Here is a 15056-nt window from a genome sequence, read left to right as displayed (position 1 = left end):
GCAACGGCCCCGCGCCGACCCCCCGGAGAACGGGAGCGGAGCGGGGCCGGAACGCGCACGCGTCGCGCCGGGCGTCAGCTCAGCCCGGACAGGCCCTTCAGCGGAAGCTGGTCCGTGGACGGCAGCCCCTGCGTGGGCAGGCCCTTGGCGGTGGGCAGCGCGCCGGTGGTGGGCAGACCCTTGGCGGTGGGCAGCGCCTCAGTGGTGGGCAGGCCCTTGGCAGTGGACAGCACCTCAGTGGTGGGCAGACCCTTGGCGGTGGGCAGCGCGCCGGTGGTGGGCAGGCCCTTGGCGGTGGGCAGCGCCTCGGTGGTGGGCAGACCCTTGGCGGGCAGCCCGCCGATCAGGCCGCCCTCCCCGGCCATCTTCGCGGTCTCGCCCACCAGCTCGGAGGCCGAGCTCGCCACGCTGCCGGCGGTCTGGGTCGCCGCCGGCGTCACCTTCTCCACGGCCGCACCCGACGCCTTGCTCGCCGCGGGAACCGCCTTGTGGACGGTCTTGTCCCCGGTATCTCCCGCGAGCTTCGTCGCCGTCTGCCCGACCCCGCCCACCGCGCCGCCGACGCCATCGGCGTCGACATTGGTCAGCCCGCCCATGTCAGGGACCTTCGGCAAGTCCGCGGCCTGCGCTCCGGCAGCCGACCCCAGCGTCATCGCGGCGGCGGCCATACCCACTGCCGTAAGAACTCGTCGCATCAAGGACTCCTAGAGAGAGGGAGATGTGCTTGTGTGATGAGAACGATGAGCTGCCCGACCGGACACGCACCGACGGTGCTCCATGGGGCGCGAAACCGAAGAGGGGGCGGACCGCCCGCCCCGTACGCCGGTCCCCGCGCCCCGAGGCCACCACGGAGTCGAGCCGCCGCACCGGACGACGAATCGGCAGGTCAGGCCAGGCGACGCGCCCCCGACCCTGATCCCGCACCCGAGCCCTTGACTGCGCCCCCATCCGCATCCGTGTCTGCGTCTGCGTCCGCGTCCGCGTCCGCGTCTGAGTCCGCACCTCCCCTCCCACCCCGCATCCACTGGCGCAGCGACGGACCACCCCGCAGGCACCACAGCGCGATGACCGGATCGCAGATCGCGCAACCCAGTGACGAGTCATGGACGAACGGGATCAACGGGCTGCCCTTGAGGTGGTGGACGACGTCCCACGCGGTGTGCAGCAGCCAGCCGATGCCGATGAACGTCCACGAGTCCAGGCCCCGGTAGGCGACGTAGGTGCTGAGGGCGGTGAAGGCGAACTCCCAGCCGCCCATGCCGCCGCCGCTGAGGTACGCGGCGCCGGCGCCGGCGACCATGACCGCGTTGACGCGCCGACGGTGCGGTTCGCGGACCAGGGTCATCAGCAGCGCGTAGAGGACGCCGATACCGATCGGCATGAGGTACTGCATCCGAAGTGCCTTTCCTTGGAGCGGAAGATGGCCCTGGGCAGCCGGCGGCCTTCAGGCGAGCGCCGGGTGCGGGCCGGATCGCTCCCGACGCTAGACGGGCGCAACCGCACTCCCCAGTGGCATTGATGCCGGTCTTCAACGGAATACCGCCAGGCCCGCCAGGCGCCCCGCCTACTGAAGAACCAGGAACCGCGAGTCGGCCCCTGCCCTCATCACCACCACCCACGCCCCGCTAGATTCCCGCCATGCACACGGTCGCCGTCCTCGCGCTCAACCATGTGATCCCGTTCGACCTGTCCACCGCCATCGAGGTCTTCGGCCGCACCCGGCTGCCCGATGGACGCCCCGGCTACCGGATCCGCGTCTGCGCCCACCAGCCGGAGATCGACACCGGTGCGTTCACGCTGCGGGCGCCGTGGGGCCTGGACGGGCTCCGGGACGCGGACACCGTCATCGTCCCCGGCACCGCCACCCCCACCGCCCCGCTCGCACCGGCCGTACGCACGGCGCTCCGCCAGGCCGCCGCCGCGGGCACCCGGATCGCCTCCCTCTGCACCGGCACCTTCGCACTGGCCGCCAGTGGCCTCCTGGACGGCCTGCGCGCCACCACCCACTGGAACGCGGCCGACCAACTCGCCGCCGCCTACCCGGACATCGACGTCGACCCCGCCATGCTGTACGTCGACAACGGCCGGATCCTCACCGCCGCGGGCGCCGCGGCCGGGCTCGACCTGTGCCTGCACATGGTCCGCCGCGACTACGGCTCGGCGGTGGCCGCCGACGCCGCCCGCCTCTCCGTCACACCGCTCGAACGTGAAGGCGGCCAGGCCCAGTTCATCGTCCACGACCACGCACCCGCACCGGCCGGATCGGCCCTGGAACCGCTCCTGACCTGGCTCCGGGACAACCTGGCCGACCCGCTCACCCTCGACGACATCGCCACCCACGCGGGCGTCAGCACCCGGACCCTCATCCGCCGCTTCCGCGAACAGACCGGCACCACTCCGCTCCAGTGGCTCCACCGCACCCGCATCCGCCGCGCCCAGCACCTCCTGGAGACCACCGGACACTCCGTCGAACGCATCGGCGCCCAGGTCGGTTTCGGCTCCCCCACCGCCTTCCGCGACCGCTTCAAACGCACCACCGGCGTCAGCCCCCACACCTACCGCCGCACCTTCAGCCGCCCGACCGATCACGAGGCGTGCTGACTCGCAGCCGGCCGCCCACCGAACGTCCCTCACGCCACGGCAGCCTCCACATGCACAACAGCCGCCGATCCCGCCCAGAGCCACACCCCGCGCCGGAGATCTTCCCGAAGGAGGCCGTGTGCATGGTGAGTGAGACTCTCCGACTGAGCACCCCCACCCCCATCCGCATACCCGGAGGCTCCGGCGAAGGCGGACACGAGTCGGCCGATGCGCCGAGGATGGGTGGGGCTTTTGGCGGCGGGCGTTGTGACCTGCGTGTACGCGGCCCGGGGCCCACCACGGTGCACATCCGGTGCACGACATCGGGCAGCCGAGCGTGAAGCGGTGATACAGCCACACGCAGGGGAAGACGGCCTCGGCCGGGAACCGGGAGCCCTTGTACGACGGCACCACCACTGTCCCCTCCTCATGCCGAACGACCCCAGGTTCTTCCCAGGCACGGGGGCCCGGCAGCCAAGTCGACCACGCCGTGCCAATGGTGGAGAACGGCCCGCAGCTCGGGCGGTGTTCGTTGATGGGCGGCGTGGGGCCGGGTTCGCGGTGACCTCGCCCTCTCCGAACTCGTCCTGGTGGGCATGCGGTTGAGGGGTGGTATTTCCGAAGCCGCGGACACCGGTCGGTGCGGTGACCGCAGGCCGCTCGTCGCGCAGTTCTCGGGATTCAGGGGCCAGTCAGGTCAGGTTCCGGTCAGCTCGGTCGGTGGTGGAGCAAGGTGGCCCGCAGCTCGTTCTCGGTGATCTGCTCAGCGGGGTGGTGGAGCGTCCAGCGATGGGCCTCGCCGTCCATGGGCAGCACCTCGACGACGGTTTCCAGCGGTGGGCAGCCGACCTCGCCACAGACGAGTTGGCGGATTTTGACGGCAGTGTCGTCGTCCAGGCCGAGCAGGGCGTGTACGGCATCCTTCAGTTCGCGGAGGTGCGGGGTCGGCCAGGCGATTCCTGGGCGCGGTTCCAGGTACATGGGGGGGGCTCCTTGGTTGCGGAATGAGGGGCGGGCGGCGCAGACAGCGCCGGTGAGGTCGACGGTGCGTTCGGCGGCGATGCCGATGTCGCAAGCCTTGTGACTGGGCCGCCTCTCGATGATGTCGGTGTCCGCGGGCGGGGTGTGCTGCATGCCGCGGCACGGCTGGGGGTGGCGGTGTCGGTCGGCGGGACGCAGCCGGTGCGCCCCGTCGGCCTGTCCGTTCGCGTACGGCGTCCACACCGCTGTCCGCCTGCGGCTCGCGCAGCGTGGTGGAGAGTGGTCGGTGGTCAGGCCGAGCGAAGCGGCTTCGGCAAGCAGCAGGGCGTGCGGCGCCTGGGCCGACACGAAATCCCGGCGACCGGTGGGCAGCACCCGCATGATCGCCCTGCGCTGCCATGTCGTTCTGTCGTGGTGGCCCGTGAGGCGGTGTGTGGCTTTGCGGGCCCGCCGCCCCCGAGCCAGGACGCAGGCGTCCCGGGCGGCTTCCTGGTGGTGGTTCAGTTGGGCGGTGTGCGGGTGGTGGCCCAGTCGGATGTGCTGACGGGCGGTCGGGCAGCGTGGGGTTGTCTGATCAAGGTCACCTGCCAGATGGCGAGGAGCAGCAGCGTGCCGGTTTCGGCGAGGAGGCTGAGGACGGCTTGCGGCTCGGGCTGTAGCCCGTGCTCGGTGAAGCCGAACACGCCTACGGTACGCGAGGCGGTGAAGCCGCCGAGGGCGCCGAGCGCGACACCTGCCGCGGCGGTCCGCAGCAGCAGGGGTGGTGTCCCGACCAGCAGCAGGGCGGCGAGGGCGAAGGAAGCGCTGGCCTGGAGCAGGAACAGGGGGCCGATGAGGTGGATGAAGCGGTACCCGTCGATGTAGAGCTGGGCGTGGATGTATCCGCCGGCAGCGAGGGTTGCGGCGGTCGCCGACCGCAGGGTGGGGGCGAGGAGTCTTCGGGCGTTCATGCCAGCCTCTGGTCCTTGACGGCCAGTTCGCGGTCGCCTTGGCGGAAGCCGACGCTGCGGATGCCGAGTGCTTCTTTGAGCTGCCGGGCAGGGACGACCTGCGGGGTGGGGGCGTGGGCGCGGCCCGGTTTGGGCAGGGGGTAGGCGGTGGTGGTGGCGGAGTGGAAGGTGATGTTGCCGTCTGTCTTGGTGAACAGCTGGTGGACGTGCCCGTTGAGACAGGTGACGGAGGAGAAGCGGCGCAGGAGGGCGATGACCTTGAGGGCGTCGTCGGTGCTCCAGCCCCACTGCGGGTACATGGCGAACAGTGGGATGTGGCTGAAGACCACGATAGGGGTGTCCGACGACAGTCCGGCGATGTCCTTGCGAACGAAGTCGATCTGTTCGTTGCCGAGGTGGCCGAGCTTCTCCAGGCTCAGGGTGTTGACCAGGGCGATGAAGTGCACGCCGTGGGTGTCGAAGCTGTACCAGCCGTCGCCGAGCGTGCCCATGCCGAAGGTCCGCCGGTAGGCGCGGCCCGCATCGCCGATGGAGTCGTGCTCGCCCGGCACGGTGAAGATGCGGTCTGTCTTCATTCCGGCCATCAGCTGCTTGACCTGGTCGAACTGCCCGGCCGTGGACAGGTGGGTCAGGTCGCCGCTGTGCATGACGAAGTCCGGTCTGAATCCGAGTGAGTTGACCTGGTTGATCGCTTCGGTGAATGAGCCGACCACGTCCAGGTTCGCCGGACCCCGGAATCCGATATGGCTGTCGGAGACCTGCACGAACCGCAGCGCGCCACGTCCAGCTGCGCCGGCCCCGGCGGCAGCCGCGGCGTTGGCGTCCCGGGAGTCCGCGATGTGGCTGAGCACTTCTCCACCGGCCACGGTCAGCACCACCGCGCCGCCGAACCACCCTGCATGCCGGAGGAGTTGACGCCGATTCATGCCGTGTTCGGTATCGGGCCGACCGGCGTCTCCGGTCGATGCCCCGTCGTCACTGTCGTAGTAGTTGGTCATCAGGTCACCTCCACGGTGGCGGTCATGAACGGATGGATGGTGCAGAGGTAGGCGTAGGTGCCGGGCTTGGTGAACGTGTAGCTGTAGGTGGCGTGGGTGGCCAGGGCGGCCGAATGCAACGGGCCGCCCGATCCGGTGCTGGTGACGGTGTGGGGGTCGGTGTCCTGATTGGTCCAGGTCACCGTCGTGCCCGCTTTGACCTTCAGCGTGGCCGGGGAGAAGGCGAAGTTCTTGATCGCCACGGCGTTCCCGGCCACCGGTGCGGCCGGCGCGCCCGTGCCCGAGGGACTCATGGGCATGCTCATGCTCGGCATCGGCGAGGCGTCGGAAGCGGAGCCCGCCGCGTTTCCCGACCCCGTGGCTCCGGGCATGCCTGCCGTCTGGTGCTGACCGGGACCGGGGGTGATGGCGCCGGCTCCGGTGGACGAGGAATGCGACGACTGGCCGCATGAACTGAGGAGCCCCAGCGCGCCGGCAGTGGCGATGGTGGCGACGGCCAGCCCGGCCGCAGTCCGTGATCGACGGCCTGGTGCGCGAAAGTTCAGGTGCATGGTGTCCGTTCCTCACTGATCAGGCGGAGACGGGGACTGTGCCGGCTGGGCGGACGTCACCGCAGGGATGCGTGTGGATGCCCTGTTCATGGGCGCGTGCCCGTCACGGATCCAGCGGTCGCGCACCGGCCGAGGCTGCGCGGTGGCGCCGACTTCGCGGCACGGGGGCGGGGCGAGCACGGCCGGTGCCAGGAGCGCGTGCGTCGCGTGGTGTTTTTCGGTCACCTCAGGTCCATCCTTTGCCACATGGGGAATCGATGAGGAGCTGCGCGTAAGGCGGCTCTTGTCCGGCTCCACGGGCGGCGGGGTTTCCACGGTTCGGTAGATATGCACTTTTTGTGAGATCTCTTGGTATCGCCGCGGATCGGCCGGCCTCCTCCAGGCCGCGCACGCCTGGTCCTTGTGGTGCCGCAAGGCCCGGCAGGGGCGTATCACCCGCGGCGGCACCCACAGAGCGTGACCTGTACCGCGCCGTGCGTTACAGGACAAAGCGGTACATGTGCGCGATGATCGACTTATGCCCTGGAGTTCCCGAAAACGTGGTCCAAGGACCGATCCGGATCGCTCCGCGCACCGTGTCTCTGGTAAAGGGACCCTTTCGACCGCAGACGAGGAACTGCTGCGCACTCTGTACGCGGAGCACGCAGGAGCCCTGTTCCACTACGTGCTGCGACTGACCTCAGGAGATCGGCAATGGGCGGAGGATGTGGTGCAGGAGACGATGCTGCGAGCGTGGCAGCATCCCGCCGCGTTCGACCCCGCACGCGGCCCGGCCCGGGCATGGCTGTGCACGGTCGCCCGGCACCTGGTCATCGACGCCCACCGGGCCCGGCAGGCCAGGCCGGCCGAGGCCGGCGGCGAGGTGCTGGAGCGAGCCGCCGAGCAGAAATCCGGCGAGGACGAGATCGAGCAGGCACTGCAGAGCTGGGCGGTTGCCGACGCGGTCCGGTCACTGTCCCCGGACCACCGCGCCGTCCTGCTGGAGACCTACTTCCGCGGCCGGACCATGGTGGAGGCCGCACAGGTGCTGGGCATCCCGCTGGGCACCGTGAAGTCGCGGACGCACTACGCCCTGCACGCCCTGCGACTGGCGCTACAGGAACGGGGCATCACGCCATGACCGCGGCGGGCAGGAGGTGGCGGCCATGAGCGCGGAGCACGACACCCTCCGGCTGGCGCTGGGAGGATACGTCCTGAGCACGCTGCCCTCGGCGGAGAGGGAACGGGTGCGCCTCCACCTCGCGGAATGCGCCGAATGCCGAGCCGAACACGCCCAGCTGGCGGGATTGCCTGCGCTGCTGGCGACGGTGACCGAAGCCGAAGCCTCGGGCCAGACGGTGCCGACGGCCGACGGGGACCTGGCCGACCGACTGGTGGCACGGGCAGCCGAAAGCGCACAGCGCTCCCAGCCCGAACGGCCCGCCGCGCCCGCGGTGGCGCAGGCGCCAGAGGGCGGTGTGCTGGAGAGGCTGCTCCAGCAGGCCGCGTCCCGGCGCCGCAGGACCTGGCGTCTGCAACTGGCCGGCGCTGCCGCCTCGCTGACGTTCATCGCGGCAGCGGCCGGCGGCACTTGGCTGGCGGCCGTCGGAACCCTGGGCACTCAGGCCACGCCGCCCGGGCCCACCGCGCCGGCTACCTGGCGCACCTTCTCCGGAAGCGATTCCACCACCGGCGTCACCGCCTCGGTGAAGGTCTCGCCCTCTGCCTGGGGCAGTGTCGTGCAGGTCTCCGCCAAGGGGGCACCCGCCGGAATCACCTGCCGTCTACAGGCGATCGGGCCCGGCGGAGCCCGGACGGACGTCGCCACCTGGCGGGCAGGCACCTACCCTCCCGGCACCACCATCCAAGGAGCGGTCGCCATGTCGCCGGGAGCCATCGAGCACTTCGAGATCCACGCAGGCAACGGTCAGAAGCTGGTCACCATCCGGGCGTGACGCGAGGCCAGGACGGTCGGGCCCTGGTCACCCTCGCCCCCGGGCTCCAACGAATCGGCCCAGCCCTCAGCCGACTTGATGCGTGAGTGCGCCGACGGGTCGTGCACTCCCTGTCCGGGTGGCCGGTGGCGCCGCCTGGTCTTTACGGTGGCCCGGCCGAGGTGTTCCCCTCCCCCGCGCGAGCAGCGGTATGCGGTTCACCGGACGGCCCGCGACCTCAACTCTCCTTTTCCTCCGAAGTCCGTGCAGCCCGGAGGAGAGGATCCAGGATGTCCGTACGCCGAGTGGCGCGACCAAGCCGAGGTGCGGGCAGGGACGTTCGTCCGGCTCGACGGCGTGAGGTTCCCGCGAGGCCGTCCGGAAGACCACGGGCGGGGAGACCGAGCCGCCGGTGCCTGGTTCGGCCGAGTGCGGCATCGAGCTCCGACAGAGGCGAGTGGGTCCAGCCAGGCCGCCGGCAGTGACATGACTCGCAAGAAGTCGAACAAAAGGGATGAATAACTCGAACCGTTCGGCATGCGTCGTCCGTGGAACTTAATGAGCGCGGCCATACAGGATCCCGCCCACCGACCGCCCCCGAAGTTGTCGGCGGTCCCCCATTCCGGCCTCCGCACATCCACAGAAGAGCCAGAAGACCATGTTTGTGACCGATTTCCCCAGCCCGAGTTCGCTGCTCGGCCGGCCCAGCCGCCACGAGGCGCTGCTCACCCTGCCCGCGCAGGAGGCGCACGTCTCCGCCGCTCGTCACTTCGCGGCCGATCTGCTGGAGACCTGGAGTGTGCCCGCGAGCGAGCGGGACTCCGCCGTTCTCATCGTCGACGAACTCGCCGCCAACGCCGCGCAGTACGGCCACGAGCGCATGACCCTGCTGCTCGTCCTCGACGACGGCACTCTGCACATCGTGGTCACCGACTCCGGCACGACCGTGGAACACCATCGCCCCGACATCGCCCCCGACGAACACGGTCGCGGCACCGGCATCGTCCAGTACCTCTCCCAGTCGACCGAGGTCCACCAGACACGCAGTGGCCGCGAAGTCCGCGCCTGCCTGAGGTGCTCGCCATGACCGGGCCGGACGTTCCGCACGAGCTGCGACCCCCTGCCGGGGCCGGCGCCGCCGCACAGCGACGGGTCACCGGGGGCGGCTGCGGCGCCGGGTCACCCGACGACCCGTCGCGTGGGCCTTCGCGACCCACAAGCCGTGCCCCGTCGACGGCAGCCCGAGCCCGGCCCCAGGTGCCCATGCGGTCCGCGGCACACCCATCGAGCCTTGATCACGGCGACCCCGACCACGACACGGTGCTGTCAACGCTGCGGCGCCGGCCCCTACGTACCGACGGAGGTGTGAGCGTGAACGCCACCCCGAACAGCGACGCGGGCATCAGCGCCCCGCCCCCGCACGAGGCGTACGCGAACGCGCCGGACCTGCGCCGCGAGATACACCAAGTGCTCGCACTCGGGGCCGAACGCGACGGCCGCCAGGCCAGGCCCGTCACCGGCCCCCCGGTCGACGCGACGGCCGCCGAACGCACCTGGCGGCTACGCCAGGCCGCCCTCATGGACCGGATGGCCCTGGACGACCGCGGCCCCGGCCCGGTCGCAGCCGCCGCAGAGACCGCCGAACGACTCGTCCTGCTCGACCGCCGCCATCCCGACCTGGTGGCCGGCCCGCACCACCCCGACGCGATCACGCTCGCCCCCAGCCGCCGCCTCTACGTCCGCCAGGAGTACGCCGCCTGGACGGCCGCCGGGCACCCCGGGACCTGAATCGACCCCGACCCGACAGGAAGAAGGAGACATGACCCGCAACGACATCGACACCCGGCACGCCCCCGCAGCAGCCGGCCGACTCCACTCGCCTCGCCTTCCACGCCCGACAGCCAGGTGTGAACATCGCGCCGGCCGTCGACAGGAACGGTCACGCCAGGGAAGGCCGTTGAACGCACCGTGGCCGAACGCGAAGACGCATCGGCTGCTCCAGGTGCCCGCACGTGGTTGCTCCCAGGGACGGCGGCTGGGCCTCCATCCGGCGGCCCAAACTCCCCCGCACACTCCGCGGGCCGGACAGTCGGCGCAAGGGGCCATGCAGGTCACAGGCGGCGAACTGCGCCTCGCCGTACGCCCGTTGCCGGTCGGGCTCCCCGCGATTGCGCCGGCGGCGCACGACGAATTCACTTGCCAGGCCCGGCTGGACGACGCCGTGGGAATCTCCCGATGGTGCGGGCGGCGGACACCGGTGAAACCGCCGTGCCACGTGCACCGGGAATCCTCCTCCCAGGCGCCCGCGCACGAGACCGCGCGCGCTCCCGCTCCCACCGCTGCCGCGCAGGAACAAGCGGCACGGATCGCCAAGTCCGGTATGAAGGCCGACGCGTTCGAAAGGGTGGTGTGACGATGTTCCGCAACGCGCTGGAACCCTGGCACCTGCTGATCCTGGTCGCGGTGGTGGTTTTGATCTTCGGCTCGAAGAAACTCCCCGACACGGCCCGGGCGCTGGGCAAGTCCATGCGGATCCTCAAGAGCGAGACCAACGCCATGAAGGACGACGGCGCCTCGAACGAGCCACGCCCCGAGCCCGAGCCTGCACCGGGACCGCGGACGATCTCGGGCGCTCCCGGAGACACCGCCACCGCCCGCACCGCGCCCACCGACAGCACGACCAGCCACTGGGACTGAGCCCGGTCCTGCGCGCCCCTGGCAGCACTGTTTCCCGGCCCGAGCGCGGCGCGCGGACGGTCTGAGGACCTTCGTAAGCCGCCCACCCTCGGGCCGGGCAGGGCAGATCGGCTCGCGGTAAGTGGGCCGACCTGGACCAACTGCCTCCTGGACGCGCTACCCGCCGCAACCGGCGCCGTGGCGAGCTCGCGCCCCACCGGGTGACGGAGACGATCAAGTACTGACGCAGGGCCGGTAGTTTCCGGTCTGCCGCACGAGATGAGGACTGGCGTGTCCCAGTCGGCCCGCACCAAGCAGAAAGATCCCGAGGGGCGGATGCCGCTCGCGGAGCACCTTCGTGAGCTCCGCAACCGGCTCGCCAAGACCGTCCTTGCCATCCTGGTCGTCACGATCGCCGCGGCCTTCTCCTACAAGGGCATCGTCAACTTCCTCACCAGGCCGGTGCTGGACTCGGTCGGCTGCCCGACGTCCTTCGCCGATCTGGCCAAGCAGACCGCGGACACCGCCTGCGCGCGGATCACGATCAGCGGTCTGCTCGCGCCCTTCACCCTGGCGCTGAAGGTGTCCCTGATGGCCGGCGTCGTGTTGGCCTCGCCGGTATGGCTGTACCAGCTGTGGGCGTTCGTTGCCCCCGGCCTGCACAAGCACGAGCGGAAATACGCCTACGCGTTCGTCGGCGCGGGCGTCCCGCTGTTCTTCGGCGGCGCCTTCTTCGCCTACAAGGTGCTGCCCAAGACCGCGAAGGTGCTGATCGGCTTCACCCCGCACGGGGTGGACAACCTGCTGCCGTTGGACGATCTGCTCGACCTCGTCACCCGCATGGTGGTCGTCTTCGGTCTCTCCTTCGAGATGCCGCTGCTGCTGGTGATGCTGAACCTCACCGGAGCGCTGTCCGGTCGGCGGATGCTCGGCTGGTGGCGCGGCATGATCATGGGGATCACGGTCTTTTCGGCTGTGGCGACGCCGAGCACGGACCCGCTGACCATGCTGGCGATGGCCGCGCCGATCTGGGGGTTCTATTTCGCCGCCGTTGGCTTTTCGCTTCTCCATGACCGGCGCAAGGCCCGAAGAGAGGCAGCGGGACCCGGCGACGACGAGATCTCCGACCTCGACCTCACACCGCAGGACATCGGCGAAGTGGAATCGGTGTCCGCCGGCCGGGCCCTGCCCGCGCAGCCGGACGCCGGCGACGACCGCGTCGACGGTGAGACGACGTGACCTGAGGGGGCCTTCACCAGGGCCGGGGACCGGCGCGGTGGCCTGTGAGGGCTCCGTGTGACGCTTCAGCCAGCGACTTCCGCCGGTCCGGCCGCCGGTCGAGGAGTTCGAACGGTGCGCAGGCCGCGCGCTGTGGAGGGGCCTTCCCAGCGCACGGCTCGCTCACTGTCCAGGCCGAACTGGTCCATGACACGGGCGACGACGTGGTCGACGAGGTCGTCGATGCTCTCCGGCTCGTTGTAGAAGGCCGGCATCGGCGGCAGGATCGTCGCGCCCATCCGGGACATGGCCAGCATGTTCTCCAGGTGGAGGGTGGACAGGGGCGTCTCGCGGACACCGAGTACGAGGCGCCGGCCCTCCTTGACGACGACGTCCGCGGCCCGCGCGATCAGATCGCTGCCGTACCCTGCCCGGATCGCCGCGAGGGTCTTCGCACTGCATGGCAGGATCACCATGCCGTCGGTGCGGAAGGAACCGCTGGAGATCGACGCCGTTTGATCGTCCGCGCCATGCGTGACGTCGGCGAGGGCGGCGACGTCCTGGGACGTCCACTCCGTTTCCATGGCGATGGTCGGCTTCGCCCAGCGGCTCATGACCAAGTGGGTCTCCACGTCCGGCTGTTCCCGCAGTTGCTGAAGGAGCCGGATGCCGAACATGGCCCCGGTGGCTCCGGTCATTCCGACGATCAGTCGCATGAGACAACCTTTCGTGTGCTTCTCTTCGTGTCGTTGGGTGGTCCTGCTCGCTCAACACACCGGCCCCCGCGATGAACCGGGTCAGCGCGACAACCAGCGACGGCAACGTCAGCGCCGGACGAACGGCTCACGCAAGCTGTCGAGGCGGGCGCGGATCATGCCCGCAAGCCGCGGGTCGCAAGCCGCGGGCAGGCCCGTCGAGACCGGCCCGCGGCTGCCAGGGCGCCGGGACCGAGTGCGCCGGGCGCCCTGGCGGTACGTCAGCGTGCGTACCGCGCCAGCACCTTGGCCCGCACCTCGACCGGATACGCGTCCGCGAAGGTGCTCTGCCGCTCGCGCTCGCCGGGCGCGGGGAGCAGGGCCTCGTGGACCACCTTGGTCGCCCGGGCGGCGTGCCGCTCCTGAGCCGTGTAGCAGGTGAGCAGGGGCAGGACCGGGCCGTCCTCGAAACGGACCACGCGCCCGTCGGGGTGGACGCGGGTGGCCAGCGCCCACAGCAGGTCGGCGTCGTCGGTGGGGTCGAAGTCGTCGTCCAGCAGGAAGACCTGCGGGAGGCAGGAGCCGAACCTGGTGGCGAACACCGCCTCGCCGACGCGGCGCGCGTACTGCTCCTCGCCGACCCCGGGCAGCAGCTCACGCCAGTTCCCCGGCGCGGTGACGACCAACCAGTGACTGGCACAGCTCAGCGGTGCCCAGGCGGAGGCCGCGGGCAGCCCGGCCTCGCGGATCGCGTCCAGCGCGCCCGCGGCTTCACCGATCCCGGTCACCGTGTGGAAGTCGTCCACCGGCCTGCCCTCCGCGACCAGCGGCCAGATCGGCGCGTCCCGGTGGGTGATGGCCTCCACGCTGTAGACCGGCTGGAGGCTGGTCTCGCGCGGGACGTAGCCGGCGAACTCGCCGAACGGGCCCTCCAGGCCGTCCCGTTGGACGGACAGGTGGCCCTCGATGACGATCTCGGCACCGGCCGGGACCATCAGGTCGGACAGCTCCGCCTCGACCACCTCCAGCGGGCGGCCGATCAGCGCGCCTACGTACGCGGCTTCCGCCACGCCGTCCCCGATCGGGATGCCGCCGACGTACGGGATCGCCGGGTCGCCGCCCTGGACCAGCGCATAGGGCATGGGTTTGCCGAGGTCGGCCCACTGCTGCCAGACCTGTGCGATGTGCTGGGGGTGCATGACGAGACCGGTCATGTGCTTGCCGTCGATCATCATGATCCGGGCGATGGACCAGTTGGTCCACGAGCCGTCCGGAGTCCGGGCGATGATCACGCCGTAGGTGTTGGCGTAGCGGTTGCCGTCGCCCTCGTGCACGAAGGGGACGGGGAAGCGGTTGAGGTCGGCGTCCTCTCCGAGCAGGACGTTCTGCTTGACCGGGGCCGCCTCGGCGGCGACCGCGACCGGCGGCACACCCGGGCGGTGCCGGGTGGCGACCAGGTGCTCGACGATCTCCCGCCCGGTGGCCTCCGGCCGCAGGCCGACGCTGAGCGCGACTCGCGCGTAGGGCCGGCTCGGGTCGGAGCTCAGTGCGGCCGGGGCGCCGAGCAGGCGGAAGCCGTCGGCGACGCCCGCGACGTTCTCGAAGAGCGGAGCCGGGAGGCGGCGCTCGGTGCTGTACCGGGTCTGGGCGGCGGCCTCCAGGTTCCAGTCCACCTGCTCGTGGACGTGGTCGAGATCACCCAGCTTCTCCAACGCCTCGATGTGCTCGCGAAGATCGGACGGATGCTGCACGGGAACCTCCTTGACGAAGATCATCAGTACACTGACATCAGCATACGGACACTCAGTGTACTGACATTGAGGGTTGGCGGATTCGTCCTGTTCCCGGCCGTCTGTGCCAAGATCTTCGTCAGGGGCCCGCACGCCCGGCCCCGCTCCACACCCGCCCGCACTGGAACGATCGGAGACACCGCGCTCATGGCCGAGCAGCCCCTCACCGACATTCCGATGCATCTGCTGCGCCGTGCACTGCAACAGCTCACCGCGGTCTGGCAGGCCGAGGTCCCCGACCTCACCGCCCCTCAGTACGCCGTCCTGACCGTCCTCGCCGACTCCCCGGGCCTCACTCAGGTCGAGCTCGGCAAGGCCACCGCCATCGACCGGTCCACGATGGCCACCATGCTCGACCGGCTCGCCTCCCGCGGTTGGATCACGCGCGAGGTCGACCCCGCCCACCGCCGCCGCCACCGTGTCCAGCTCACCTCCGAGGGCCGCACCCTCCTGCACCGCGTCGCCCCCGCCGCCGACCGCGCCAACAACTGGCCCGTCGAGCGGCTCGGCGCCCAGCGAATGGAGGAACTCCTGCCGCTGCTGCGGGTGTTGGCCGAGGTGGACGCCGAACCCGGCGACTGAGGGCTCGCCATGACCGACGGCCTTCGATCCGCGTGGGGGTGCGCGACGAGGAGCCGCCGAAGGTCACCGGCCGGCCGAGGGGCCAACGGGGCCCGCCCCCGCCACCTGATCGCCTCCGTGGC

The 15056-nt window shown here is 70.7% G+C and carries 16 protein-coding genes and 1 pseudogene; 9 read left to right on the top strand and 8 right to left on the bottom strand.

Annotated features, from left to right (window positions below; genetic code table 11):
* Nucleotides 1-74 precede the first annotated feature (74 nt).
* Entirely contained in the window at nt 75-695 is a 621-nt protein-coding gene (locus tag IEZ17_RS08170) for a hypothetical protein (RefSeq protein WP_229852051.1), read from the bottom strand.
* A 191-nt stretch (nt 696-886) separates the two neighbouring features.
* Nucleotides 887-1393, bottom strand: a complete 507-nt coding sequence (locus IEZ17_RS08165; protein WP_229852049.1) for a DUF6010 family protein — start codon at nt 1391-1393, stop codon at nt 887-889.
* A 245-nt stretch (nt 1394-1638) separates the two neighbouring features.
* Here IEZ17_RS08165 and IEZ17_RS08160 point away from each other — a divergent pair, with 245 nt between their 5' ends.
* Nucleotides 1639-2601: a GlxA family transcriptional regulator gene (locus tag IEZ17_RS08160; protein WP_189297962.1), complete on the top strand. Its 963-nt coding sequence runs from the start codon at nt 1639-1641 to the stop codon at nt 2599-2601.
* Between the two features lie 687 nt (nt 2602-3288).
* On the opposite strand, the gene IEZ17_RS42130 is transcribed toward IEZ17_RS08160, so the two are convergent.
* The 4 genes from IEZ17_RS42130 to IEZ17_RS08140 form a co-directional block, all read right to left on the bottom strand.
* The gene (locus IEZ17_RS42130) at nt 3289-3936 is read right to left on the bottom strand and encodes a hypothetical protein (RefSeq protein WP_229852047.1); all 648 of its coding nucleotides are present in this window, start codon (nt 3934-3936) and stop codon (nt 3289-3291) included.
* Nucleotides 3937-4061: 125 nt separating this feature from the next.
* Nucleotides 4062-4511, bottom strand: coding sequence for a hypothetical protein (locus tag IEZ17_RS08150; protein ID WP_189297960.1), 450 nt, complete (start codon nt 4509-4511; stop codon nt 4062-4064).
* Entirely contained in the window at nt 4508-5509 is a 1002-nt protein-coding gene (locus IEZ17_RS08145) for a metallophosphoesterase family protein (protein ID WP_189297958.1), read from the bottom strand. Before IEZ17_RS08145 ends, IEZ17_RS08150 begins: the two co-directional genes overlap by 4 nt.
* Nucleotides 5509-5802 (bottom strand): plastocyanin/azurin family copper-binding protein, encoded by a 294-nt coding sequence (locus IEZ17_RS08140; protein ID WP_189297956.1) that lies wholly within the window; start codon nt 5800-5802, stop codon nt 5509-5511. The genes IEZ17_RS08145 and IEZ17_RS08140 overlap by 1 nt, the downstream gene beginning before the upstream one ends.
* Nucleotides 5803-6577: 775 nt before the next feature.
* Between IEZ17_RS08140 and IEZ17_RS08135 the strand changes: the two genes are divergently transcribed.
* From IEZ17_RS08135 to tatC, 7 genes and pseudogenes are all read left to right on the top strand, one after another.
* Complete coding sequence (locus tag IEZ17_RS08135; RefSeq protein ID WP_189297954.1) at nt 6578-7180, top strand: sigma-70 family RNA polymerase sigma factor; 603 nt, start codon at nt 6578-6580, stop codon at nt 7178-7180.
* A 25-nt stretch (nt 7181-7205) separates the two neighbouring features.
* Nucleotides 7206-7994 (top strand): anti-sigma factor, encoded by a 789-nt coding sequence (locus IEZ17_RS08130; protein WP_189297952.1) that lies wholly within the window; start codon nt 7206-7208, stop codon nt 7992-7994.
* Nucleotides 7995-8631: 637 nt separating this feature from the next.
* The gene (locus IEZ17_RS08125; RefSeq protein WP_229852045.1) at nt 8632-9060 is read left to right on the top strand and encodes an ATP-binding protein; all 429 of its coding nucleotides are present in this window, start codon (nt 8632-8634) and stop codon (nt 9058-9060) included.
* Nucleotides 9061-9344: 284 nt separating this feature from the next.
* Nucleotides 9345-9761 (top strand): hypothetical protein, encoded by a 417-nt coding sequence (locus IEZ17_RS08120; protein WP_189297950.1) that lies wholly within the window; start codon nt 9345-9347, stop codon nt 9759-9761.
* A 316-nt stretch (nt 9762-10077) separates the two neighbouring features.
* Nucleotides 10078-10386, top strand: a complete 309-nt coding sequence (locus tag IEZ17_RS08115) for a hypothetical protein (protein WP_189297947.1) — start codon at nt 10078-10080, stop codon at nt 10384-10386.
* Between the two features lie 2 nt (nt 10387-10388).
* Nucleotides 10389-10670 (top strand): Sec-independent protein translocase subunit TatA, encoded by a 282-nt coding sequence (gene tatA / locus IEZ17_RS08110; RefSeq protein WP_189297945.1) that lies wholly within the window; start codon nt 10389-10391, stop codon nt 10668-10670.
* A gap of 258 nt (nt 10671-10928) precedes the next feature.
* A pseudogene (gene tatC, locus IEZ17_RS08105) lies at nt 10929-11893 on the top strand (twin-arginine translocase subunit TatC).
* Between the two features lie 60 nt (nt 11894-11953).
* On the opposite strand, the gene IEZ17_RS08100 reads toward tatC, so the two are convergent.
* Together IEZ17_RS08100 and IEZ17_RS08095 are read right to left on the bottom strand one after the other, a co-directional pair.
* Entirely contained in the window at nt 11954-12583 is a 630-nt protein-coding gene (locus tag IEZ17_RS08100) for a UbiX family flavin prenyltransferase (protein WP_189297941.1), read from the bottom strand.
* 260 nt (nt 12584-12843) lie between these two features.
* The gene (locus IEZ17_RS08095; RefSeq protein WP_189297939.1) at nt 12844-14313 is read right to left on the bottom strand and encodes a UbiD family decarboxylase; all 1470 of its coding nucleotides are present in this window, start codon (nt 14311-14313) and stop codon (nt 12844-12846) included.
* A 186-nt stretch (nt 14314-14499) separates the two neighbouring features.
* Here IEZ17_RS08095 and IEZ17_RS08090 point away from each other — a divergent pair, with 186 nt between their 5' ends.
* Nucleotides 14500-14934, top strand: a complete 435-nt coding sequence (locus IEZ17_RS08090; protein ID WP_189297937.1) for a MarR family winged helix-turn-helix transcriptional regulator — start codon at nt 14500-14502, stop codon at nt 14932-14934.
* The last annotated feature ends 122 nt before the right edge of the window (nt 14935-15056 follow it).

This window comes from Streptomyces albospinus (assembly GCF_014648695.1).
Classification (GTDB): domain Bacteria; phylum Actinomycetota; class Actinomycetes; order Streptomycetales; family Streptomycetaceae; genus Streptomyces; species Streptomyces albospinus.
The sequence above is the reverse complement of the archived record's forward strand: the minus strand, read 5'-3'. Positions and strand labels throughout refer to the sequence as shown.